The sequence below is a fragment of the Glutamicibacter nicotianae genome (assembly GCF_002797775.1).
Classification (GTDB): domain Bacteria; phylum Actinomycetota; class Actinomycetes; order Actinomycetales; family Micrococcaceae; genus Glutamicibacter; species Glutamicibacter nicotianae.
Genome location: NZ_PGEY01000001.1, coordinates 1,076,037 through 1,097,877, shown reverse-complemented (window position 1 = coordinate 1,097,877; position 21,841 = coordinate 1,076,037). Strand labels below are relative to the sequence as shown.

Genomic DNA, 21,841 nt, shown 5'->3' with positions numbered 1-21,841 from the left:
CTTCACCTAGCCGCGCACCAGCTCCATTTCGAAGTGGGGCTTGGATTTGCGCGCATTCCACGCCTGGATGGTGTAACCGTCGGAGTTCGGCTGGAAGGCCAGATCTACCGAAGCCGGAAGCACCACCGGAGTCTTGAACTCGATGCTCCAGCGGTAGCTTCCGCCAGCAGGCTCGATCCCCGCCAGCGCACGGGCCGCCAGGTAGATGCCGTGGGCGATGGCCGCCGGCATGCCCAATGCCTTGGCGCTGAGCGCAGCCAGGTGGATCGGGTTGTAGTCCCCGGCGACCGCGGCCCAGCGGCGTCCGGTTCCAGCATCCAGTTTCCAGCTTGCGGTGCGCTGCGGTGCGGCAAAGTCAGGGCGCGCGCTTTTCTCCGGCGTGGTCCCATCGAGCCGCACGCCTTTGGCCAAGAACGTGCTGCGCAGCAGCATCCGGTCCTGCCCATCCACCACAATGCGCATCACCAGGTCGGCGGTCACCCCGTGCGGATGGGCCGCGAGGTTCTCGCTGTGCACCTCGATGTCGAATGCCTCGTCCTCCCCCAGGGGCTGCTGGACCTCCACCTGATTGACCAGGTGGATCATTCCCAGAAGCGGCAACGGGAAATCGTCGCGCACCATCAAGGACATCGCCAGCGGGAACGCCAAGGAGTGCACGTAGAGACTCGGCAGCACGCCGTTCATCGGTGCGTCCACGGCCTTGCGGAACTCGGCAAGCTTCGCCGGATCGGCCTTCGCGCCCTGGAACACCAGCACGGTTTCGGGCAGCACCGGGTTCTTCGGCTTGCGCTTCAGGGTCTTGACGGACTGGGCATAACCCGAGGCCATCGACGGAATTCCGGTAACGATCTGCGCACCCATCTCAGGCACCTACCAGCGATTGGCCGCAGACGCGCAGCACCTGGCCGTTCAGCCCGGCCGCGGCATCCGAGCCGAGGAAGCTGATGGCTTCGGCAACATCCACCGGCAGGCCGCCCTGCATCAGCGAGGGCAGGACCATGCGGGCCACGGTGCGGGTGCCCAGCGGGATCTTTGCGGTCATCTCGGTCTCGATGAATCCCGGGGCCACTGCGGCAATGGAGCCGCCATTCTCGGCGAACAGCTTGGCGCTGGCGTGCACCATGCCTATCACCCCGCCCTTGGAAGCCGCATAATTGGTCTGCCCGCGGTTCCCGGCGATCCCGGAGGTGGACGCCAGCGACACGATGCGCAGGCCCGGCAGCTTGGCCGCCAGGAAGGCCTCGTTCATGCGCAGCTGCGAGGCGATGTTCACGGCAATCACCGAATCCCAGCGGCCGGCATCCATGTTGGCCAGCAGCTTGTCGCGGGTGATTCCGGCATTGTGGATCACCAGATCCAGCGAGCCATGCCGGCCGATCGCGTGATCCATGATCTGCTGCGCTGCATCTTCCGCGGTGACATCCAGCTGCAAGGTGGTGGCGCCGATGGAATTGGCCACCTTGGCCAGCGCTTCGCCGGCGGCCGGCATGTCCACCACGACCACCTGCGCCCCATCGCGCGACAGCGTTTTGGCGATGGCCGCGCCGATGCCGCGGGCGGCCCCGGTCACCACTGCCACCTTGCCGGCCAGCGGCTTGGCGAAGTCAGCCGGAAGCACGCCATCGTTGGTGCGCACGGTCAGGAATTGGCCGTCCACATAGGCGCTGCGCCCGGAGAAGAAGAAGCGCAAGGCGGCCAGCGCACTCGGGCTGGCCACGGTAGTGCCAGCTTCGAGCACGATGCCATTGGCGGTCGCGCCGCCGCGCATTTCGCGGCCCATCGAGCGCACCACGCCATCGATGCCCTGACGCACGGCTGACAGCTGGGGCGCATCATCATCCCCGGCCGGCCGGGAGAAAGCGACCACGCGGCCGCCGGGAAGCAGCTTGCGCAGCGCCTGGCCGGCCGCCAGCATCAGCGGCGAAAGGTCGGTGGGGCGCTCGAGCTCGTCAAGCAGCAGGACCAGAGCGCCAAGTTTGGCTTCCCCTGCGTCGTGGCGGCGCACATCCAGGCCCCAGGAGACCAAGGTGTCGCTCAATTCCTGCGCCTTGGCCGAAGCGCCGAGGATCAATACCGGGCCGGGCAGCAGCGCGGCATCCGGGCTGTAGCGGCGCAGCCGCGGCGGACGCGGCAGGCCCAGCATGGTGGCCAGCTTCTTGGTGAGTCCGGTATTGACCAGTTCCATGTACTTGTCCGCCATTAGCTGCGAGCCTCCAGGATTGCGACGACGCCCTGGCCGCCTGCTGCGCAGACCGAAATCAGCGCACGGCCCGAGCCCTTTTCATGCAGCATCTTCGCGGTGCTGGCGATGATGCGTCCGCCGGTGGCGGCAAATGGGTGTCCCGCTGCGAGCGAGGAGCCGTTCACGTTAAGCTTCGACCGGTCGATGGCGCCCAGCGGCGCATCCAGGCCAAGCTTCTCGCGGCAGAATTCCTCGTCTTCCCACGCCTTGAGCGTGGACAGCACGGTGCCGGCGAAGGCTTCGTGGATCTCGTAGAAATCAAAGTCCTGCAGGGTGAGGTTGTTGCGCTTGAGCATGCGGGCGGTGGCGTAGGCCGGGGCCATCAGCAGGCCTTCACCGCCGTGCACGAAGTCCACCGCGGCGGCTTCGAAGTCGACGAAGTTCGCCAGCATCGGCAGGTCGTTGGCTTGGGCGTACTCTTCGCTGCCCAGCAGCACCGTCGAGGCGCCGTCGGTCAGCGGGGTGGAGTTGCCAGCGGTCATGGTCGCTTCCTCGCCCAGGTTCTTGCCGAAGGCCGGCTTGAGCTTGGCGAGCTTTTCCATGCTGGAGTCGGCGCGCAGGTTGTTGTCCTTGGCCAGGCCGTTGAATGGGGTAATCAGGTCGTTGAAGAAACCGCGGTCATAGGCTGCAGCCAGGTTCTTGTGGCTGGCCAAGGCCAGTTCATCCTGTGCTTCGCGGGTGATGCCCCACTTCTTGGCGGTGATCGCCTGGTGGTCGCCCATGGACAGTCCGGTGCGTGGTTCGCCGGTACCTGGAGCCGCTGGGGCCAGGTGGCCTGGGCGCAGCTTGGACAACGCGGCCAACTTGGCTTTGGTGGAGCGGGCCCGGGAGAGTTCCATCAGGATCGCGCGCAGCGAATCGGATACGGCGATGGGCGCGTCGGAGGTGGTGTCCACGCCGCCGCCGATGGCCGAGTCGAGCTGGCCGAGCTTGATCTTGTTGGCCAGCGAGCCGATGGCTTCCATGCCGGTGGCGCACGCCATCTGCACGTCATAGGCGGGCGTCGCGTGATCCAGCGAGGAGCCGAGCACCGATTCGCGGATCAGGTTGAAGTTCTTGGAGTGCTTGAGCACTGCACCGCCGGAGACTGCGCCGATGCGCTGGCCCTGCAGGCCGAAACGGGCGACCAGGCCCTCCAGCGCGGCGGTGAACATGTCCTGGTTGGACGCATTCACATAGGCGGTGTTGGAACGGGCGAAGGGAATGCGGTTGCCACCGATGATCACGGCATTGCGCACAGAGGGCTGGCTCATGTTCGTTGAACTCCTGTAAATATTCTGGTGTGACAAGTATTACTGTAACCAAGAGTACATGATACTGTGAGTTACGTGAACAAGATCACCGAAGAATTCGACCGCGAGACCGACGGCCGGGCAGCCCGCTGGGAAGCGCATCGCACCGCCCGCCACGAGGAACTGCTCAAGCTGGCACGCAAGGCAGTGCACAAGCTCGGCCCGCAGGTCTCGATGGAAGACATCGCCGGGCACGCACGCACCTCCAAGCCCGTCTACTACCGGTACTTCGGAGACAAGGAAGGACTGCGCCAGGCGCTGAGCGCCATGGTGATCAACGACTTCCGCGAACGCGTCATCGCCGCGGGCCTGGCCAAGGAAGACGAAATCAGCGCGCTCCACGCGATGGTCTCCGCCTACCTGGAGCTGGCCGACAACAGCCCCAACCTGTACTTCTTCGTGACCTCGGCCCCGCGCTCGGCAGATGACGAGTCGGCCGGGGCGCTGAACACCTTCTTCGAGGAGGCCTCCAGCTTGATGAGCGAACGCCTGCTCAAGCTCTACGACCAGCGCGCCACCACCGCCACCCTCGATTTGTGGCCGCGTGCGGCCCTGGGCATGGTCCGCGCCGCCGGCGAGCAATGGCTGAGCCAGCCGCCCGGCGCCAACAAGCCGTCGCTGCAGTCGCTGGCCACCGAACTGACCAACTGGCTGGCCTACGGCATCGCCTCCACCCGGACACCGACAACCCGCTGAAGCACCCCTTGGTGCACCCCAACCCGAGCCACCGAAATGAAAGGCACGCCATGAGCGAGAACCGCATCAACGTCACCGCCCTCTCCGAGCAGCTGCTCGGCCCCTACGCCCAAATCCGCAAGGCCTCGCGCGCCCGCGCCGCCAATCCGCAGCTGCAACGCGACCCGCTGCTGGGCATGGACGAGCACCGCGAACGGGTGCTCGGCCAGCTGGGCATCCTCGTCGAGCAGGAGGCCGTGCAGCGCGCCTTCCCCAAGGAATTCGGCGGCTTCGATGACCACGGCGGCTCGCTGGCCGCCTTCGAGGAACTGGTGGCAGCCGACCCATCGCTGCAGATCAAGGCAGGGGTGCAGTGGGGCCTGTTCGCCGGAGCGATCCTGCACCTGGGCAGCGAAGAGCACCACGCCAAGTGGCTGCCGGATGCCATGAGCCTGAAGACCCCGGGCGCCTTCGCCATGACCGAGATCGGCCACGGCTCGGACGTGGCGTCGGTCGCCACCACTGCCACCTACGACGAAGCCACGGAGGAATTCGTCATCCACACCCCGTTCAAGGCCGCCTGGAAGGACTATCTGGGCAACGCCGCGCTGCACGGCAAGGCAGCCACCGTCTTCGCCCAGCTGGTCACCAAGGGCGTGAACCATGGCGTGCACTGCTTCTACGTGCCGATCCGCGACGAGGACGGCAACTTCCTGGACGGCGTCGGCGGCGAGGACGACGGGCTCAAGGGCGGGCTGAACGGCATCGACAACGGCCGGCTGCACTTCACCAACGTGCGTGTTCCGCGCACCAACCTGCTCAACCGCTACGGCAACGTGGACGCCGACGGCACCTACTCCTCGCCGATCCCCTCGCCGGGCCGCCGCTTCTTCACCATGCTCGGCACCCTGGTCCAGGGCCGCGTCTCGCTGGATGGCGCCGCCACCAACGCCTCGAAGATCGCCCTGCAGATCGCCGTGACCTACGGCAACCAGCGCCGCCAGTTCAACTCCACCTCGGACACCGAGGAAACCACCCTGCTGGACTACCAGCGCCACCAGCGCCGGCTGATCACCCGGCTGGCCCGCACCTATGCCTCCTCCTTCGCCCACGACGGCCTGCTGGACAAGTTCGATGCGGTGTTCTCAGGCCGCGCCGACAGCGACGACGACCGCCAGGACCTGGAAACCCTCGCCGCCGCGCTGAAGCCGCTGAGCACCTGGGACGCGCTGGACACCATCCAGGAATGCCGCGAAGCCTGTGGCGGCGCCGGCTTCATCGCCAAGAACCGCTTCACCCAGCTCTACGCGGACCTGGATGTCTACGTGACCTTCGAGGGCGACAACAATGTGCTGCTGCAGCTGGTGGGCAAGCGCCTGCTCACCGGCTATGCGGCCGAGTTCCGCAAGCTCGACACCGGCGCGATGGCGCTGTACGCGGCCAAGCAGGCAGGCACCACCGCACTGCACCGCTCCGGGCTGCGCAGCGTGGGCCAGGCCTTCGCGGACATCTCCGATGAGCGCAAGAGCGCCAACTTCTTCAAGGACCCGGAGAACCAGCGAACTTTGCTTGCCGACCGCATCAATGCCAAGGTCGCCTCGGTGGCCAACGCCCTGCGCGCCGCCGGGAAGGACAAGTCCAAGGGCGCCGCCGCGTTCAACGAGAACCAGGACCTGCTGATCTCCGCGGCCCGCGATCACGGCCAGCTGCTGCGCTGGGAGGCATTCACCGCGGCCATCGAGAAGACCGGCGATCCGGCCACCACCGAGGTGCTGACCTGGCTGCGCGATGTCTTCGCGCTGTCGTTGATCGAGGACGACCTGGGCTGGTACCTGGCCAACGGCCTGCTCTCGATGCAGCGTGCCCGCACCCTGCCCGGCTACATCAACCGTCTGCTCGCCCGCCTGCGCCCGCATGCCCAGGACCTGGTGGACGCCTTCGGCTACACCCAGGACCACTTGCGTGCGGACATCTCCGCGGGCGGCGAAGCAGAACGCCAGGACGAGGCCATGGAGTATTTCCGCAAGCTGCGCGCCAGCGACAATGCGCCGATCAGCGAGAAGTCCTTGCAGAAGGCCAAGCGCTAGTACCTGCCTGAGGCCAGGTCACCGGTGCCCGGCCCCGGGGAAATTCCGCGGGGCCGAGCTCCGGCCGTTTAACAGTAGTCGCGGCTGCTGGGATTAATTGTCCAGCCGCTGCGCCAGCGCCACGGTCAGCCCTTCGGGACCGCGCACGTAGGCCATCTTCCACATGCCCTCGTATTCGCCGACCCCGCCGATCAGCCCATAGCCCTGGGTTTCAAGGCCGGTGAGCATCTCCTGGAGATCGTCGACCTCGAACGCGATCGAGCGCAGCCCGAGTTCATTGGCCATGGCGTGCGGGTTGCCCGGTTCGTGCGCGGGCTTCTCGAAGCTGGACAGCTCGATGCCGACGGAGGAATCCTCGGATTTGAGCATCACGATGTTCGTGCGCGAGTCCTTGACCCCGCACACGGTTTCCAGGAACTCGCCTTCCATCCCGTCGACTCTCCCCTCGACATGCAGGCCCAGGCCAATGAAGAAGGCGGTCACCAGATCGAGGTCTGCAACGGTGATGCCGATATGGTCAAAACGGATTATTCGTGGCATGGTGGTGGGCACGCTTTCCTTGATCGACATCCAGTTAGCCACAGGGTACGCCCCACAGGCGCCCGGAACCAGTCCCCGAAGAAGACTTGATGGAACTAGAAATCTGGCCTGCAGATGCCTCGCGCTGGGATGGCCTAGCACTCATCTTCGGTGTGCGGGGCGATCCCTCGTGGTGCAAATGCCAGTACTTCATCGATGAGCAATGGAACCGCGGCGCGGCCAGCAATGATACTGCCCTGCGCGAACAGGTCAGCGGCCCCGGCATTCCCGCCGGCCTGCTCGCCTATGCCGATGGCCAGCCGGCAGGCTGGGTGCAGGTCGGGCCCAGCTGGCGGTACCCGCGCTTCCGCCCCCGCGGGCACCAGGCCGGCGAATCCATCTGGGTGCTGGCTTGTTTCGTTATCCGCCCCGAATTCCGCCGCCAAGGCATTTCGGCCCAGCTGCTGGCCGGCGCAATCGAGCATGCCCGCGCGAACGGCGCCAGAGTGCTGCGCGCCCGCCCCACCAATACCAGCATCAATGCCAAGGACAGTGCCGGACTGTTTACCGGTGTCCTGGCAACTTTCGAAGCTGCCGGCTTCACTGCCGTCAACCGCAACAGGAGCCTGGCCCTGGTGGAATTGGATCTGGCGGAACTGGATCTGGCTCCGACTCGCTAGAGACTTGCCAGCCCCAACCGGACGAGCATCAGCGCTAGCTGGGCGCGCTGATCCGGTTTCAGCCCCTGGACCGGCAACGGCAGGCAATCGGGCGCAGCCAATCCCTGACGCTCGGCGATGGCGGCGCTGACGCGCAGGCTGCCGCACTGACCGATCAGCTCCCACAGAGGTTGCAGGTCTTCACTGAGAGCCAGCGCCTTCGCGGGCTCACCCGCCTGCACCGCACGCGTGATCCCAAGCATCGGTACCGGGATCGTCCCGCCCACCGCGGTAAACCATGTATCGCACCCGGCGATCAGCCCGGCTGCCCCGAACGCATCGCCGGAGACGCCAATGCCGACGTGCTCGGGAAGCACCGCCCGGATCGCGGCAACATACGCCCGCCCTTGATCCGGATCTTCCGGCACCCCGGGAATCTTGATGGAAATGATCCCAGGCAACTGCCCGATCCGCCCGTAGAGCTGGTTGCTGAAGGTGAAATGGGTGGTTGACGGATTGTCGTAGACGACCACTGGCAGCTCGCTGCGCCCGGTGGCTGCCCGGAACAGCTCGAAGACCTCGTCATCATCCAGCCGCTGGTAGCCCACCGGGGCGAGCAGCACTCCGGCCGCGCCGGCGGCCCGGGCATCATCAATATGCGCCAGCACGTGCTCTGTGCGCATGGCGCCGACGCCGGCCAGCACCGGTATCCCGGCAGCGTGCTGCACTGCCAATCGGATGACGCGCTCGCGCTCTGCACGATCAAGGTACATGTACGAACCGGTCGAGCCCAGTACGGTGATCGAATCCACCCCGGCGGCAACCAGGCGCTGCACCAGTCCGATGAAGGCGGTCTGATCGAGCTGGCCGTCTTTCAACGGGGTGAGCGGAAAGGCGCTGAGCCCGGTCAATGCAGTCACGGGCACCGTTCCGGTGCTATCTGGCGATGTCATCATGGAAGTCCTGTCCACTATGCTGGTTCCTTGATCTTACGTCCAGCACTGCGCAGGCGATGACCACGCACCCGTCGAGTATGGTGGGCATGCCGACGTGAGTGCAGCAGCATCCCGGCCCATGGCTAGGTCCTCCGCTCCGGGAGCGCAGACTGGTCGCGCATCCATATGCGTCTGGGTCCGTGATTTCAAAAACTGCTGGCGAAAGCTGCCTCCAGTAGGTTGTGCTCGACTTGCCTCGAATTGAACCTGCCGGTTGCGCCCGGCACGTTCAGCACAGTGATCGATAGCGTGCAGGATCTCATCGCTGCGCCAGATTGGGCCGAGCTTGTGTTCCTTCTTGGACTGCAAGATGCCGCAGTTCGTGAGCGCTTGAAGAGGCGGGTAGATGCTTGGCAGTTTCACGCCCGGACTCTGGCCGCGGAGGCTGCTGCAATCACTGGTTTTTGCATCAGCAGATCCAGGGTCCTCCAGGCGTTGCTGCTCACTCGCGAAGAGGAGCGGGTATTCCATGATTCGCGAATGGCGCTGATCTCTTGGACCATTTGCCGGGTATTGGCCACAACCAGACGCGAAAACCGCCACCATCACCACGCCATAAAAGAAGACTGGGGTGAATGGCGGATCAGCTCATTCACCCCAGTCCCCCGGGAATCTTCGCGGATTAAAGCCCGTCGACCTCGACCAGGCCGCGTCGGGTAGGCACCGGCGCCACATGCGTGCCGTTGGCCGCCACCCGCTGCACCGAGCGCAGCCGCGTGGCAGGTCCCTGCGCGGTCTGCAGGATCCACGGGCCGACCATCAGGTAGCCGCGGTCCTTCTCGGCTTCGGTCACCACCCCGGTCACCACGAAATCGCCGTATGGTTCCTGGCTGAAGGACGCCACCACCAGATCGCCATGCGACAGCTCGGAAACCTCGATGCCTTCCGGAGCGAAATCGCCTTCGAAGACGGCAGGGAAGGCGCGCACGTCCTTGTCAGGCTGGCGCTGCATGATCACGCCGCCCTCGGCGTCCTTGGCCTTCTTCTTCGCCGCGGCCGCGTTCAACCCGCCGACCATCACGTCATCGAGCACGGTCGCGTGAGCTGCCCCGGTGATCAGGAAGTTGCCGAAGCGTTCGGTCTTGTAGAGCACCGAGAGGACATCGCCGCCCTGGACCTCGCCGAAGGCCGCTTTCATGCCAGCTACGTCGCGCTTGGAAGGGCCTTTGATAAAGACGTCCACTGTTTTCTCCATCCTCACAGGTGTTTGCACAGACCCATCAAGCCTAGCGCAGGAAGGCGTGGCGCCGGAGAACCGTGGAAATCCAGCAGGAAAAACCCTAAAGCATTCGTTTCACAGCTAAGCTGGGATGGTGGACACACTTCAACGCTATGCACCCAATGAAAACCTCAGGCGCGACGAAGCGGCCTGGCGCGCACGGAATATCGAATGGCACTTCGCCGAAGTCCAGCTCGACCTGGCCAATGCCGCCGACCGCAACGCCACCAGCTTCACCTCGATCACCACGCTGAACTTCAGCTCCAGGGAACCGGCGACCTTCATCGACTTCATCCACGAATCGGTGGCCGAGGTGCTGGTCAACGGCACCGCGATCGACCTGGACACAGCCGTGCTCGATGCGCGCATCTACCTCGATAACCTGCGCACCGATGCGCCGAACACCGTGAAGATCACCGGCCAGGCCATCTACTCGCGCTCCGGCGAGGGCCTGCACCGCTTCGTGGACCCGCAGGACGGCGAAACCTACCTCTACACCCAGTTCGAGCCTTCCGAGGCGCGCCGCGTCTTCGCTTGCTTCGAGCAGCCGGATCTGAAGACCAGCTACCGCTTCGCGCTCACCGGTCCGGCCGATTGGCACCTGGCCAGCAACCAGCCGATCGTCGATGAGGTCGTGAACGAGGACGGCACCAAGACCGTCGTCTGCTCCCCCACACCTAAGATCTCCTCCTACATCACCGCGGTGCTGGCCGGCCCGTACCACGTGGTGCGCGGCGAGCACGTGCAGAAGCTGGCCGACGGCGAAGAGCTGTCCATTCAGATGGCCGCCACCTGCCGCGCGTCACTGGCCGAGCACTTCGACGGCGAGGAAATCATCAAGCTGACCAGCCAGGGCCTTGACTACTACCACGAGCTGTTCGACTACCCCTACCCGTGGGGCAAGTACGACTCGGCGTTCGTCCCCGAGTACAACCTCGGCGCCATGGAGAACCCGGGCCTGGTCACCTTCACCGAACGCTACGTGTTCACCTCGCACGCCACCGAAGGCCAGTACGAGCAGCGCGGCAACACCCTGATGCACGAGATGGCGCACATGTGGTTCGGCGACCTGGTCACCATGAAGTGGTGGGACGACCTGTGGCTCAAGGAATCCTTCGCCGACTACATCGGCACCCTGGCCAACGACGAGGCCACCGACTTCACCACCGCCTGGACCACCTTCGCCGCGCGCCGCAAGGCCTGGGCCTACGTCGCGGACCAGATGCCCACCACTCACCCGATCGTCGCCGACATCCCCGATTTGCTGGCAGCGGACCAGAATTTCGACGGCATCACCTACGCCAAGGGCGCGTCCGTGCTCAAGCAGCTGGCTGCCTTCGTTGGCGCCGATGCCTTCCGCGACGCCGCCCGCGCCTACTTCCGCAAGCACGCTTACGGCAACACCTCGCTGGACGACTTCCTCGAAGCGCTGGAAGCCGCCAGCGGCCGCGACATGGGCCAGTGGGCCGACGCCTGGCTGAAGACCAGCGGCGTGCCGAAACTGCACGTCCAGTACGAAACCGACGAGTCGGGCACCATCACCTCGGCCTCGCTGATCCAGTCGGGCACCGACCCGGTTACCGCAGCGCCGATCGCCCGTCCTCATGTGCTCTCCGTGGGCGCCTATGAGCTGGACTCGGGCAAGCTGCGGCGCACCGATTCGGTGCAGGTGGAGCTGGCAGGCGAACAGGTGGCCTTGGACTTCCTCATCGGACGCACGGTCCCGGACCTGCTGCTGCCCAATGACGGGGACGAGACCTACGCGCTGATCGAATTCGACCCGGTCTCGCGCGCCACCTTGCTTGGCCACCTTTCGGGGCTGACCGACTCGCTGCCGCGCGCCACCTGCTGGGCCTCGCTGTGGGACGCGGTGCGTTCGGCCACGCTCGACGCGCAGAGCTATGTGCAAGCCATCCTGGATCACGCGCACGCCGTCACCGATGCCGGCGTCTTCGGGGTGCTCACCGACCAGCTGGCCACCGCGATCGCCAAGTACGTGGCTCCCGAGCTGCGCGCCGGGCTGCGCCAGCAGGCAGCCGCAACGCTCACCGGATGGCTGACCGAATTCGAGGCCGGTAGCGACCAGCAGACCACCACCGCGCGCACCCTGGTCCGCCTGGCCCGCTCCGGCGTGGCCCCCGAGGTGCTCGATGCGTTCCTCGGCGAGCAGCCCAACGCCTACCAGGTCACCGTCGACGAGCAGCTGCTCTGGGGTTCCTACATCGCGCTGGCCGCCGCCGGCCGGCTCGATGAAGCCGCCGAAGCACGCATGCACGAGGCCGCTAAGGCCAACCCCACCAGCGTGGCGCAGAACTCGGTACGCACCGCGCTGGCAGCCCGCCCGGATCCGCAGGCCAAGGAAACTGCCTTCGATACCGTGCTGATGGCCCGCGATGAGCAGGGCGAACTGTCCAACGACGCCCTCTCGGCCACCGCATTGGGCTTCACCCTGGGTTCAGCCGCTTTGCTGGCCCCGTTCGAGGAGCGCTACTGGGCGGCAATCCTGCCGGTCTTCGAGACCATGGGCATGGAATTCGCCACCCGCGTGATCGAAGGGCTGTACCCAGGCCACCAGGACCTTCAGGGCTCCGTCGAGCAGAACGAGGCGCTAGCAGCCGCCACCTCCTGGCTCGAACGCCACGAGGGCGCACCGGCCGCACTCAAGCGCATCCTGCTGGAGGAACGCGCCGAGCTGCAGCGCTCGCTGCAGGCCCAGGCCTACAGCCGCGCCAGCCGCTAGCCGATAGCCGATAGCCGCTGGCGCTCCAAGCCGGCCCGCTGCTTCATCAAGCAGAGGGCCGGTTTTTTGCCGCCTGAAACGAAGCAAGGGCCCGTTCTCGATGCGGAATCGAGAACGGGCCCTTGGATCCTGCCGTCTTATGGAACGCGTTCGGTCCACTGCTCGGTGGCGAATTTGGCGGCCGCCAGCTCCTGCGCCGCCTGGCGGGATTCGGCATCCAGCTGTGCCGGCTTGGCACCGGTGCGCTTGGCGAAGGTGTCCATCATGACCTTGATGATCTCCATGCGTTCCAGCTGGGTCTGCGATTTCAGCGGATCAACGCGCTTGACCGCCGAGGCGATGCCCTTGTCGGAAATCTTCTCGCGGCCGATCCGCAGCACCTGGGTCATCTTCTGCGCATCGATGTCGTAGCTCATCGTGACATGATGCAGCATCGCGCCATTGGCCAGGCGCTTCTGCGCGGCCCCGCCGATCTTTCCGGCCGGGGTGGCGATGTCGTTCAGCGGCTTGTAGTGCGCCTTCAGTCCAATGCTTTCCAGCGCTTCCATGACCCACTCATCCAGGAACGGGTAGGAATCGGCAAAGCTCATGCCGTCCACCAGTGATTCGGGGGCGTACAGCGAGTACGTGATGCAGTTGCCGGCTTCCATGAACATCGCCCCGCCTCCTGAAATACGGCGCACCACCTTGATGCCGTGCTTTTCGGCCTGCTCGATGTCGACTTCGTTCTTCAGTGACTGGAAGGAACCAATGACCACGGCGCCTTCGCTCCAATCCCAGAAGCGGATCGTCGGCTTGCGCGTGCCCTTGGCGATTTGCCGAGTCAGCACCTCATCCAGCGCCACCTGCTCGGTGATGGGGATGATCTCCGGGCCCAGGATTTCCCACTCGTGGTCGTCCCATTTGGTGGCGTGGCCCAGCGCACGACGTACTACGCGCGCAACGGCGTCCTCGTCGAATCCGAACATCACTGCGCCTTCACGCAGGTTCTCGATCACCGCCGTGCGAATGGTGCTGTGGCTGGCATCGGTTGGCAGGCCGCGGATCGCATCGTTCAGGTCGTCGAGCGCGTCGTCCGGCTCCAGGAAGAAGTCGCCATTCAAGGACACTTCGGTGATCACTCCGTCGGCGGTATCCAGATCTACAACGACTAATTTGCCACCGACTACCTTGTATTCACCATGATGCATCATGGTTTCATTCTATCCCCGGCCACCCGCGAGTCGAATCCGGGCAGCGGTGGACTCGACGGTTCCCGGTCGACGAACACCCCAACGATAACAATCAAATAAATTTTCGAAAAGGCGTCCACAATCCGCGGATTTCCGCGCCAAAATGTCCGACCCCAGCCAGAGAATTATCTATGGCTATACCCGACTTCATCCAAGACGACGATGATGAGCATCGTCTGCCGCTGCTCCCGGCCGGCACCCGCACAGAATCCCACAAGGATTCTTTCTTCAGCGATCGCATCGAACATCAATTGTTCTATGGTCCTGTGAAACGCATGGCCGATGGGCTTTACGACGCGGGGCCGCTCAATGGCCCTCGCGACGCCCTCGAACGGCTGACAATGATCCAGCGCCTGCAGAGCAGCCTTGATGCGCTGACCTCAGTGCTGCTGGCCGACTCAGCCGAACAAGTCAGTGAATCATTGGCCGATACCATTGCCACGCAGGACTCGAACACCGAGGAGGAGGAACGCGAAGCGCGACGAAGCGCAGAATACTACGGCATCGACCGTGGCAGCGATCAGGTGATCAACTCCAACCTCATCGCGGAAGCGTCCGTCGCCCTGCGCGAGAGCCCGCGCAAGGTAGCTAAACGCATGTTCCATGCCAAGGGACTCCGCTACGTTTGCAGGGACACTCTCATGGCCCTGGCCGCAGGCGAGATCACCGTTAAGGCTGCTCACGACATTGTGAAGTACGCACAAGACTTGCTCCCAGAGCAGATCAGCCAGATGCAACACCTCTTATTGCCCATGGCCAAGACAGCGTCGGATGACGCTATATACCAACGCGCGCGCCGATTCCATGACCGGATGCGCCCCGAGTCTGCCGAGCAAAGGGGCAAGAAGTCCGAGGAGCATCGCAGGCTTACGTTGCAGGATGACGAGAACGGAATGTCCACGCTCAAGTACTGCAACAGCGCCGCTGTGGTTCATTCAATCAAGAACTCCGTGAAATGGGTGGCTGACCAGCACAACGATCCGGAGGATCCCCGTACCCGGGAGCAAATAGAAGCCGATGCCTTTGCCGACATCATCCTCAATGGGTGGCCAGGCCATGAAGGCACACCCCTGAAACCTCGCGTATCCATTACTATTCCCGCGGTCGAGATGCTGGCAGATCCTTCCAGGACCGTGGCCGATCTGGAAGGCTACGGTCCCATTCCGCTGGGCGCCGGGCTGCAGTTGGCCAAGGATGCGCCTTCGTTCCAGCGAGTATTGACCGACCCGTGGACTGGCGCCGCAATAGATGTCGAGCGCAGGAGCTACCGCCCGTCCCAGGGCCTCAAGGATCTGCTGAGGAATCGAGATGAGCATTGCTGCTTCCCTGCCTGCCGCCGTCCAGCAGATCGCTCCGAGATTGACCATATTGACGACTGGGCCCATGGAGGGCACACGATCAGGGAGAATACCCAACTCCTGTGCAAGCAGCATCAAATGTTCAAACACGCATTGGGCTGGAAAGTTGTTGCTCGGCCCGATGGGTCAAAAATGTGGGTGACACCGCATGGCCTGAATTCCATTGTGGTTCCGGGCAGCGTAAATCGCGTAGATCAGTTCGATCATGTGAGCGATCATTGCCCGGAGCGTCCCAGGGTCATCCCCTTGCCTCATGTCCGATTGACGCCCGAAGTGCGCAGGGTACTCGGGCTCAAGCCGCACATCGACATTCCGGAAAAGAGTCCAGGAACCGAACCCCCGCACATGGGCGGACAACGGGAAACAGGCTGAGTGCCCTAGCCCGGATGATCGACCTTGGGTGACAAACTTTTTCAGTCACCAGCAGCACCACACCACCCATGAACACCCTTCAGGCAACCGCAATGGAGCCGGTTGCCCAGCTCGATGCGGCCAAAATCGATTCTTCGAGAGGCCAGCGCACACTTTTGCTGTCGCAACCAGTAGACCTCTACGGCCTTCGCCTCATGAAGCGCCCTGCCTTCGCCACTGACAGAATTTTTCAGTCAGTCACGTCTTCACCTGGCGATCAAGACACCTGGCGCGTCGCACGTTGCGTTCAACGGAGTCCCGCCGATTTTTCAGTGAGAACTTTTTTCAGTCATTGCAGGTCCGGCATCCGGTGATGGCCAGTCCGTTAAAGCAGCGACGGCGTGTTTCCAGAAACTGGAAACACGCCGCGAAAGCTTGCTAGGGGCGAAGTATTACTTCTTGCCGCCGAAGCCCTTGAAGCGGGCGTTGAAGCGCTCGACACGACCAGCGGTGTCCATGATGCGCTGCTTGCCGGTGTAGAACGGGTGCGAAGCTGCCGAGATTTCGACGTCGATTACTGGGTAGGTGTTGCCATCTTCCCATTCGATGGTCTTATCCGACTTAGCGGTCGAACGGGTCAGGAACTTTTCGCCGGATGCCAGGTCGTTGAAGACAACTGGGCCGTACTGTGGATGGATATCAGCCTTCATAGCTATACACCTTTTTGTTTATGGCCACTGGATTTTGCCAGCAGCTACTTACTCGGAAATTGTGTCCCGCATTCAGGGCTCCACGTAGAAACCTCAAAGCACAGACAGTCCATCCTATCGCAAAATCGATGACTGCAGAAACGTTCTCAGCGTGGCGCGGAGCACAAATGCCAGAACGCAATTGCGCTTGCGGCACCAACATTCAGTGAATCCACATCACGGTGCATCGGGATGATGACGGTCCGGTCAACGGCGGCGAGAGCTTCATCGGTGACTCCCCTGCCTTCATTGCCCAATATCATCGCGACCTTCTGCCTAGCCTTGATCTCCACTTCGTTCAACGGGATCGCGTCATCGGTCAGTTCCATGGCGAGCATCTCATAGCCATGGTTCTTCAGCGTCTGGAGATCTTCTGGCCAGGACTGCATTCGTACCCAAGGAAGGTCGAAGACCGTACCCATCGAGACACGCGCGCTGCGCCGGTACCAAGGGTCAACGCATTTAGGGGTGAGCAGCACTGCATCTACCCCGAGGCCCGAGGCCGAGCGGATAATTGCGCCGAGATTCGTATGGTCTGCGATGTCTTCCAAGATGGCAATCCGGGAACTGGCCTCAAGCACTTCGTCCAGATCCAGCGGTTCGGGACGATTCATCGCGGCCATGGCGCCGCGGTGCAGATGGAAGCCGACCAAGTCCTGAAGCTGCCGGTCGTCCCCGATGAATATCGGCGCGTCCGGGAAGCGGTTGAATTCCTCGGCCAGCTGATCCAGATGCTTTTCAGCGAGCAGGAAGCTGCGTGGCACATGGCCTGCATTGATCGCACGCTGGACAACTTTGGTGCTCTCGGCGATGTAGAGGCCATTTTCCACATCGGTGCGCATGCGCAGATGCGCCTCCGAGAGCCTGAGGTACTCATCGAGACGGGGATCCTCCAGATCCGCCACCTGCAAGATGCGTGCAGGATTAAGAATTTCTGCCACGAAGCTACACCAGCTTGTAGAGCATGTTGCCCAAGGCAATCAGCCCCAGAATGACGATGACGGCGCGCAGCCATCCCGGCGAGAGCTTGCGTCCCACCTTGGCACCGATGAAACCGCCGATCAGCGAGCCGACAGCAATCAGCAGCACGATGAGCCAGTGGATGCGCTCGGGCGCGATGATCAGGTACATGATCGCGGCGACAAGGTTCACGATCAAGGACAGTATCACCTTGATGGCATTGGACTGCTGCAGGGAGGCCTGCAGGAAGATGCCGAAGACAGCCATCAGCAAGATGCCCTGCGCCGCGGTGAAGTAGCCGCCGTAGACACCGATCAGGAACACGAGGATATACAGTACCAGTGGAATCCGCGCACGGTCGGCATCGTCCGGATCGGTGCCGCCGGACGCAGCCTGGCGCGTCTTGGCCCACTTGGAAAGGCGCGGCTGGAAGATCACCAATACCAGCGCGCAAACCAGCAGCACCGGCGCTACGATGCCGAAGACCGACTCCGGCAAATTCAATAGCAGCAGTGAACCGATCAACCCGCCGGCCAAGGAGACTGGCACGAGCTTGAGCAGCGTCTTCTTGACGCTGGCGGCTTCCCGCCGGTAGCCCCAGGCGCCGGAGAAGCCTCCAGCAACCAGACCCATGGCGTTGGAGACCACGGCATTCACCGGTGCCGTGCCCAACGCCACGAGAATGGGGAAAGTGACCAAGGTGCCCGACCCGACGACGGTGTTGATAGTTCCGGCCCAGAGCCCTCCAAGGAAGATCAGGGCTTCACGCCAAAATTCGATCACGTGGAGCTTTCCCCTTTAGTTATTGTTGTTAGCTGCGTGCGAAAGCCGAATAGCGTCCACCTTCACGGCGCAGGCTCAGCGGCACGCCGTAGGTTGCTTCCAGGTTTTCTTCGTTGAGCGTGGAGTCGATCTCGCCGGCGGCGACGACTTCGCCGTCACGCATCATCAAGATGTGGGTGAATCCCGCTGGCACCTCTTCAAGGTGGTGGGTCACCAGAACCAGTGCTGGAGCATCATCGTCGGCTGCCAGTTCAGCCAGCTTGCCAACCAGGTCTTCGCGACCGGCAAGGTCCAGGCCAGCTGCCGGCTCATCGAGAATCAGCAGCTCGGGATCGGTCATCAAGGCACGGGCGATCAGCACGCGCTTGCGTTCGCCTTCGGAAAGCTTGCCGAAAGGCTGGTTCATGAAGGTCGACATGCCCCAGTTGTGCAGCAGGTGGAAAGCACGGCGCTCATCGAGCTTCTCGTACTTCTCGCGCCAGCGGCCGGTTATGCCGTAGGCGGCAGTGAGCACCACATTCAGCGCGGTCTCGTTGGCTGGAATGGAGTTGGCAACCAGGGCCGAGCTCAGGCCGATCAGCGGACGCAGATCGAAGACCGAAACCTTGCCCAAGCATTCACCAAGAATATCCGCGGTACCGCGGGTGGGATGCAACCGAGTAGCTGCGATGTTCATCAAGGTCGACTTGCCGGCGCCATTGGGACCGATAACAATCCACCGCTGTCCTTCTTTGACTTCCCAGGACACGTCCTTGAGCAGTTCTTTTCGCCCGCGTACAACGCTGACATCTTTGAAAGTTAGCACTTCGCTCATGGTATTCAAGATTAGACTTTCCACCCCTGTTTCACTAATCGGAAATGCCGTGCAAGTCCCAAAAATCGCCGGATTGACCTGCATCGCCTCCTGTTGCAATGCCAGTTCGCGCCCATCGGACCGGTGCCTGCACCCGGGGCCAGCACGTCATGTTTGGTCGTAATCACCGGGGCAATGAAAAATGGTTGCATGGCTTCATCATTGGTTTTCGCATCCCGCCCATCCCTTTCCCGCACCGACTTCGCCGCTGTCCTGCAGCGGGCAACGGAAGCCGGACTGATTCCGGATGCCGACGAAAGCCGGATCAAAACCAAGGAAGCGCGATTGGTTGCCAAATTCCGCATCGAGCAGGCCGATCACGCGCAGCTGCAGCAGGCTGCCAAGCAATTCGTCGATGCCCTGGTCGCCGACGGGGCACTGGGTTACGCGGACTTGTGCGTAGCTGCAGTTCCTGCCGAGCTTACCGAGGCACCACAGCTCCTGCTGCTGATGGATGTCGATTCCACCTTGATCAAGCAGGAAGTCATCGAATTGCTCGCCGCCCACGCTGGACGGGAAGAAGAAGTGGCTGCGGTGACCGAGGCCGCGATGCGCGGCGAATTGGACTTCGCCCAATCGTTGATCCAGCGCGTAGCTACATTGAAGGATCTGCCAGTTGATGTCCTCGCCGAGGTAGGCCAGCGCATTATCTTCTCCGACGGCGCCGAATCCCTGGTCAAGCGGTTCCATGCGGCCGGGCACAAGGTCGGCGTAGTTTCCGGCGGGTTCCAGCAGATTCTGGATCCGCTGGCCGCCCACCTCGGACTGGACCATGCGCTGGCCAACACCTTGGGGATCACCGGAGGAATTCTTGACGGTACCGTTCACGGCCAGATTGTCGACCGTGAAATGAAGGAAACAATGCTGCGCGCTTGGGCGCAGGAGCACCAGATCCCGATGGCTGCAACGATCGCCGCCGGAGATGGCGCCAACGACCTCGCCATGGTTGCCGCCGCAGGGTTGGGGGTTGCTTTCAACGCGAAGCCTGCCCTGCGCGACGAAGCGGACGTGCGTCTGGACTTCTCGCGCTTGGATGCCATCGCCGACCTGGTTCTCGATGATTTGGCTTAGTGGAATCCAACAACTGCATAACGATTATGCGCTCACGGGCTTTTGATATCTGGATCGGTTGTTCCAGCAGTTAGTATTTCTATTGATGCGTGCAACGGCTTGAGGCATTAGCCCTGGCCGCGCGCCGAGCCCCCATCGCTTTCGAAAGAGCTACTAGACCAGTGCAGACCCCCTCCCCGGACAGTTCCTCATCTACGCCTACTCACTCTCAGCAAGACAAGAAAATGCAGAAGGGCAAGGCCAAGCCTTGGATCATTGCCGGTTCTTGCGTGGCAGCCGTAGCCGCAGCATATTTCGGCGGAGCAGCCTTTGTCAGCTCCCAGGTCCCGGCCAACGCCTCCATTGCGGGTGTGAACATCGGTTCCATGAACAAGGACCAGGCTCGCGCCGAGCTGGAACGCGAGGTTCTCCCCCTGGCTCAGAAGCCAGTGGATGTCACTGTCAACGGTGAAAAGTACACACTGGATCCCGCCAAAGCCGGTCTGGAACTGAACGTTGAAGACACCGTCAATGAACTGACGTCCTACGAAATCAACCCGGTCAAGCTCTACGAACGCCTCACCGGCGAGTTCCACGTCACCCCTGCTGTAGACGTTGACGAGGATAAGCTGGCCGCGCAGCTCGATGCACTGGCCAAGAAGGCCAACGCCGAGGTTGCCGAAGGAACCATCGAATTCGAGGACGGCACCTCCAAGCTGACCAAGCCCGTTGACGGCGTCGCGCTGAAGACCGAGGAAGCCGCCGATTTGATCAGCGATGACTGGGAAATTGCCGGCCCTGCGATCGCCCTGCCAGCCGATGTCATCAAGCCGCAGATTTCTGCCGACACCCTGCAGGCGTTCTACGACAAGGACGTCAAGGCGCTGATGAAGGACGAAGTCACCCTGGCCTCGGGCAAGAAGAAAGCAACCATCTCGGTCGCATCCATTGCCGCGGCAGCCAGCTACGCGCCCAAGGACGGCGCTCCGGCGATCGCCTTGGATGACAAGAAGCTCTACAAGGCGGCAACGAAGAACTCCGATCTTTCCAGCACTGCCAAGGATGCGCAGATCGTCTTGAAGGACGGCAAGCCTTCGATCATCAAGTCTTCCAAGGGCATCTCGCTGGAGACCAATGGCCTCGGTGCCAAGGTCTTGGCAGCGACGGCCGCCAAGAATCGTACTGCCGAAGTCGAGATGACCGAGAAGGAAGCGGACTTCACCACCGCAGATGCGAAGAAGCTTGGCATCAAGGAACCGATCGTCACCTTCTCCACCCCGTACCCTGCCTCAGATACCGTGCGCACCAAGAACCTGCGTGCCGGTTCGGCTCGCGTCAACGGGGACATCATCAAGCCGGGCGAACGCTTCTCGCTGCTCGAAGCCCTGGGCCCGATCACCGTGGCCAACGGCTACTACAGCTCCGGGGTTGTGGAAAGCGGCTTCAGTACCGAAGCCGTTGGCGGCGGGCTCTCGCAGATCTCCACCCAGATGTACAACGTCGGCTTCCTGGCCGGCTACGACGACATCACCCACAAGCCGCATTCGCGCTGGTTCGAACGCTACCCTGCAGGACGCGAAGCTACCCTGTGGGAAGGCCAGATCGACATGATCTGGGAGAACAACACCCCCTACGGCGTGATGATCCAGGCATGGGTTTCGGGCGACAAGGTCAATACCCGCCTGTGGTCCACCAAGTACTGGGATGTCTCGCAGAAGAGCTCGGGGAAGTACAACCTGACCAACCCGGAAACCAAGTACAACCCGGCCGAGAAGTGCGTCTCGGAATCCGGCGGCAAGAAGGGCTTCAGCATCGATATCACCCGTTACCGGGAGACCATCGACGGCTCCAAGAAGCTGCCGGCCGAAACCAAGAGCTGGACCTACAGCCCATGGCATAAGATCGTCTGCGGCGAAAAGCCGAAGGACTAGATCACCGATTAGATCCAGCCGAATCGCCGGGCACCTCCTTTATGAGAGGTACCCGGCGATTTTTCATGCCGGCTGTTGCGGCCACGGCACGAAAAAGCTGGCGGCCGGAACCCTGAAACAGGGTCCCGGCCGCCAGCTGCTGCAGG

At 62.9% G+C, this 21,841-nt stretch carries 18 protein-coding genes; 7 read left to right on the top strand and 11 right to left on the bottom strand.

The genetic code is table 11. The annotated features are described in order from the left end of the window. Positions 1-6: 6 nt before the first annotated feature. Genes ATK23_RS04985 through ATK23_RS04975 form a run of 3 tightly spaced genes read right to left on the bottom strand, consistent with a single transcriptional unit; the run spans position 7 to position 3,495 of the window. A complete protein-coding gene (locus ATK23_RS04985; RefSeq protein WP_066138229.1) occupies positions 7-861 on the bottom strand; it encodes a MaoC family dehydratase in 855 nt (284 codons plus the stop codon). Between the two features lies 1 nt (position 862). Next, positions 863-2,200, bottom strand: a complete 1,338-nt coding sequence (locus ATK23_RS04980; RefSeq protein WP_066138226.1) for a 3-oxoacyl-ACP reductase — start codon at positions 2,198-2,200, stop codon at positions 863-865. Next, positions 2,200-3,495 (bottom strand): acetyl-CoA C-acetyltransferase, encoded by a 1,296-nt coding sequence (locus tag ATK23_RS04975; RefSeq protein WP_066138223.1) that lies wholly within the window; start codon positions 3,493-3,495, stop codon positions 2,200-2,202. The genes ATK23_RS04980 and ATK23_RS04975 overlap by 1 nt, the downstream gene beginning before the upstream one ends. A 75-nt stretch (positions 3,496-3,570) precedes the next feature. On the opposite strand from ATK23_RS04975, the gene ATK23_RS04970 reads away from it, so the two are divergent. Together ATK23_RS04970 and ATK23_RS04965 are read left to right on the top strand one after the other, a co-directional pair. Further along, positions 3,571-4,230, top strand: a complete 660-nt coding sequence (locus tag ATK23_RS04970) for a TetR/AcrR family transcriptional regulator (protein WP_066138220.1) — start codon at positions 3,571-3,573, stop codon at positions 4,228-4,230. A gap of 50 nt (positions 4,231-4,280) precedes the next feature. Next, a complete protein-coding gene (locus tag ATK23_RS04965; protein WP_066138217.1) occupies positions 4,281-6,296 on the top strand; it encodes an acyl-CoA dehydrogenase family protein in 2,016 nt (671 codons plus the stop codon). 93 nt (positions 6,297-6,389) lie between these two features. On the opposite strand, the gene ATK23_RS04960 is transcribed toward ATK23_RS04965, so the two are convergent. Then, complete coding sequence (locus ATK23_RS04960) at positions 6,390-6,878, bottom strand: VOC family protein (RefSeq protein ID WP_321171482.1); 489 nt, start codon at positions 6,876-6,878, stop codon at positions 6,390-6,392. Between the two features lie 47 nt (positions 6,879-6,925). Here ATK23_RS04960 and ATK23_RS04955 point away from each other — a divergent pair, with 47 nt between their 5' ends. Further along, positions 6,926-7,495 carry a GNAT family N-acetyltransferase gene (locus ATK23_RS04955; protein WP_066138214.1) on the top strand — a complete coding sequence of 190 codons (570 nt, stop codon included), beginning with the start codon at positions 6,926-6,928 and terminating at the stop codon, positions 7,493-7,495. On the opposite strand, the gene ATK23_RS04950 is transcribed toward ATK23_RS04955, so the two are convergent. Beyond that, positions 7,492-8,427 carry a dihydrodipicolinate synthase family protein gene (locus ATK23_RS04950; protein WP_066138984.1) on the bottom strand — a complete coding sequence of 312 codons (936 nt, stop codon included), beginning with the start codon at positions 8,425-8,427 and terminating at the stop codon, positions 7,492-7,494. The two genes, ATK23_RS04955 and ATK23_RS04950, sit on opposite strands and share 4 nt — an antisense overlap. Positions 8,428-9,091: 664 nt before the next feature. Then, positions 9,092-9,652 (bottom strand): hypothetical protein, encoded by a 561-nt coding sequence (locus ATK23_RS04945; RefSeq protein WP_066138212.1) that lies wholly within the window; start codon positions 9,650-9,652, stop codon positions 9,092-9,094. A 130-nt stretch (positions 9,653-9,782) separates the two neighbouring features. On the opposite strand from ATK23_RS04945, the gene pepN reads away from it, so the two are divergent. After that, entirely contained in the window at positions 9,783-12,428 is a 2,646-nt protein-coding gene (gene pepN, locus ATK23_RS04940; RefSeq protein ID WP_083515464.1) for an aminopeptidase N, read from the top strand. 137 nt (positions 12,429-12,565) lie between these two features. Here the strand turns inward: pepN and ATK23_RS04935 are convergent, their stop codons facing one another. Continuing rightward, complete coding sequence (locus ATK23_RS04935; RefSeq protein ID WP_066138206.1) at positions 12,566-13,621, bottom strand: lipoate-protein ligase LplAB; 1,056 nt, start codon at positions 13,619-13,621, stop codon at positions 12,566-12,568. A gap of 170 nt (positions 13,622-13,791) precedes the next feature. Here ATK23_RS04935 and ATK23_RS04930 point away from each other — a divergent pair, with 170 nt between their 5' ends. Then, complete coding sequence (locus tag ATK23_RS04930; protein WP_066138203.1) at positions 13,792-15,390, top strand: HNH endonuclease; 1,599 nt, start codon at positions 13,792-13,794, stop codon at positions 15,388-15,390. A gap of 431 nt (positions 15,391-15,821) precedes the next feature. Here the strand turns inward: ATK23_RS04930 and ATK23_RS04925 are convergent, their stop codons facing one another. The 4 genes from ATK23_RS04925 to ATK23_RS04910 all read right to left on the bottom strand — a co-directional run bounded on the left by ATK23_RS04925 (position 15,822) and on the right by ATK23_RS04910 (position 18,675). Beyond that, entirely contained in the window at positions 15,822-16,079 is a 258-nt protein-coding gene (locus ATK23_RS04925; protein ID WP_038991006.1) for a type B 50S ribosomal protein L31, read from the bottom strand. A 146-nt stretch (positions 16,080-16,225) separates the two neighbouring features. Beyond that, on the bottom strand, positions 16,226-17,059 hold the full coding sequence (locus ATK23_RS04920) for a TrmH family RNA methyltransferase (protein ID WP_083515429.1): 834 nt from the start codon (positions 17,057-17,059) through the stop codon (positions 16,226-16,228). A gap of 4 nt (positions 17,060-17,063) precedes the next feature. Then, on the bottom strand, positions 17,064-17,858 hold the full coding sequence (locus tag ATK23_RS04915) for a sulfite exporter TauE/SafE family protein (protein ID WP_066138978.1): 795 nt from the start codon (positions 17,856-17,858) through the stop codon (positions 17,064-17,066). A 31-nt stretch (positions 17,859-17,889) separates the two neighbouring features. Continuing rightward, positions 17,890-18,675, bottom strand: a complete 786-nt coding sequence (locus tag ATK23_RS04910) for an ABC transporter ATP-binding protein (RefSeq protein WP_066138200.1) — start codon at positions 18,673-18,675, stop codon at positions 17,890-17,892. Positions 18,676-18,864: 189 nt separating this feature from the next. On the opposite strand from ATK23_RS04910, the gene serB reads away from it, so the two are divergent. Together serB and ATK23_RS04900 are read left to right on the top strand one after the other, a co-directional pair. Further along, the gene (gene serB, locus ATK23_RS04905; protein WP_066138197.1) at positions 18,865-19,785 is read left to right on the top strand and encodes a phosphoserine phosphatase SerB; all 921 of its coding nucleotides are present in this window, start codon (positions 18,865-18,867) and stop codon (positions 19,783-19,785) included. A 224-nt stretch (positions 19,786-20,009) separates the two neighbouring features. Beyond that, on the top strand, positions 20,010-21,695 hold the full coding sequence (locus ATK23_RS04900; RefSeq protein WP_245858303.1) for a VanW family protein: 1,686 nt from the start codon (positions 20,010-20,012) through the stop codon (positions 21,693-21,695). Positions 21,696-21,841 lie beyond the last annotated feature (146 nt).

Coding starts and splice junctions, on each gene's coding strand:
- ATK23_RS04985 (WP_066138229.1), bottom strand. CDS start 861: ATGGGTGCGCAGATCGTTACCGGAATTCCGTCGATGGCCTCGGGTTAT.
- ATK23_RS04980 (WP_066138226.1), bottom strand. CDS start 2,200: ATGGCGGACAAGTACATGGAACTGGTCAATACCGGACTCACCAAGAAG.
- ATK23_RS04975 (WP_066138223.1), bottom strand. CDS start 3,495: ATGAGCCAGCCCTCTGTGCGCAATGCCGTGATCATCGGTGGCAACCGC.
- ATK23_RS04965 (WP_066138217.1), top strand. CDS start 4,281: ATGAGCGAGAACCGCATCAACGTCACCGCCCTCTCCGAGCAGCTGCTC.
- ATK23_RS04955 (WP_066138214.1), top strand. CDS start 6,926: ATGGAACTAGAAATCTGGCCTGCAGATGCCTCGCGCTGGGATGGCCTA.
- ATK23_RS04950 (WP_066138984.1), bottom strand. CDS start 8,427: ATGACATCGCCAGATAGCACCGGAACGGTGCCCGTGACTGCATTGACC.
- ATK23_RS04935 (WP_066138206.1), bottom strand. CDS start 13,621: ATGATGCATCATGGTGAATACAAGGTAGTCGGTGGCAAATTAGTCGTT.
- ATK23_RS04930 (WP_066138203.1), top strand. CDS start 13,792: ATGGCTATACCCGACTTCATCCAAGACGACGATGATGAGCATCGTCTG.
- ATK23_RS04925 (WP_038991006.1), bottom strand. CDS start 16,079: ATGAAGGCTGATATCCATCCACAGTACGGCCCAGTTGTCTTCAACGAC.
- ATK23_RS04910 (WP_066138200.1), bottom strand. CDS start 18,675: ATGAGCGAAGTGCTAACTTTCAAAGATGTCAGCGTTGTACGCGGGCGA.
- serB (WP_066138197.1), top strand. CDS start 18,865: ATGGCTTCATCATTGGTTTTCGCATCCCGCCCATCCCTTTCCCGCACC.
- ATK23_RS04900 (WP_245858303.1), top strand. CDS start 20,010: ATGCAGAAGGGCAAGGCCAAGCCTTGGATCATTGCCGGTTCTTGCGTG.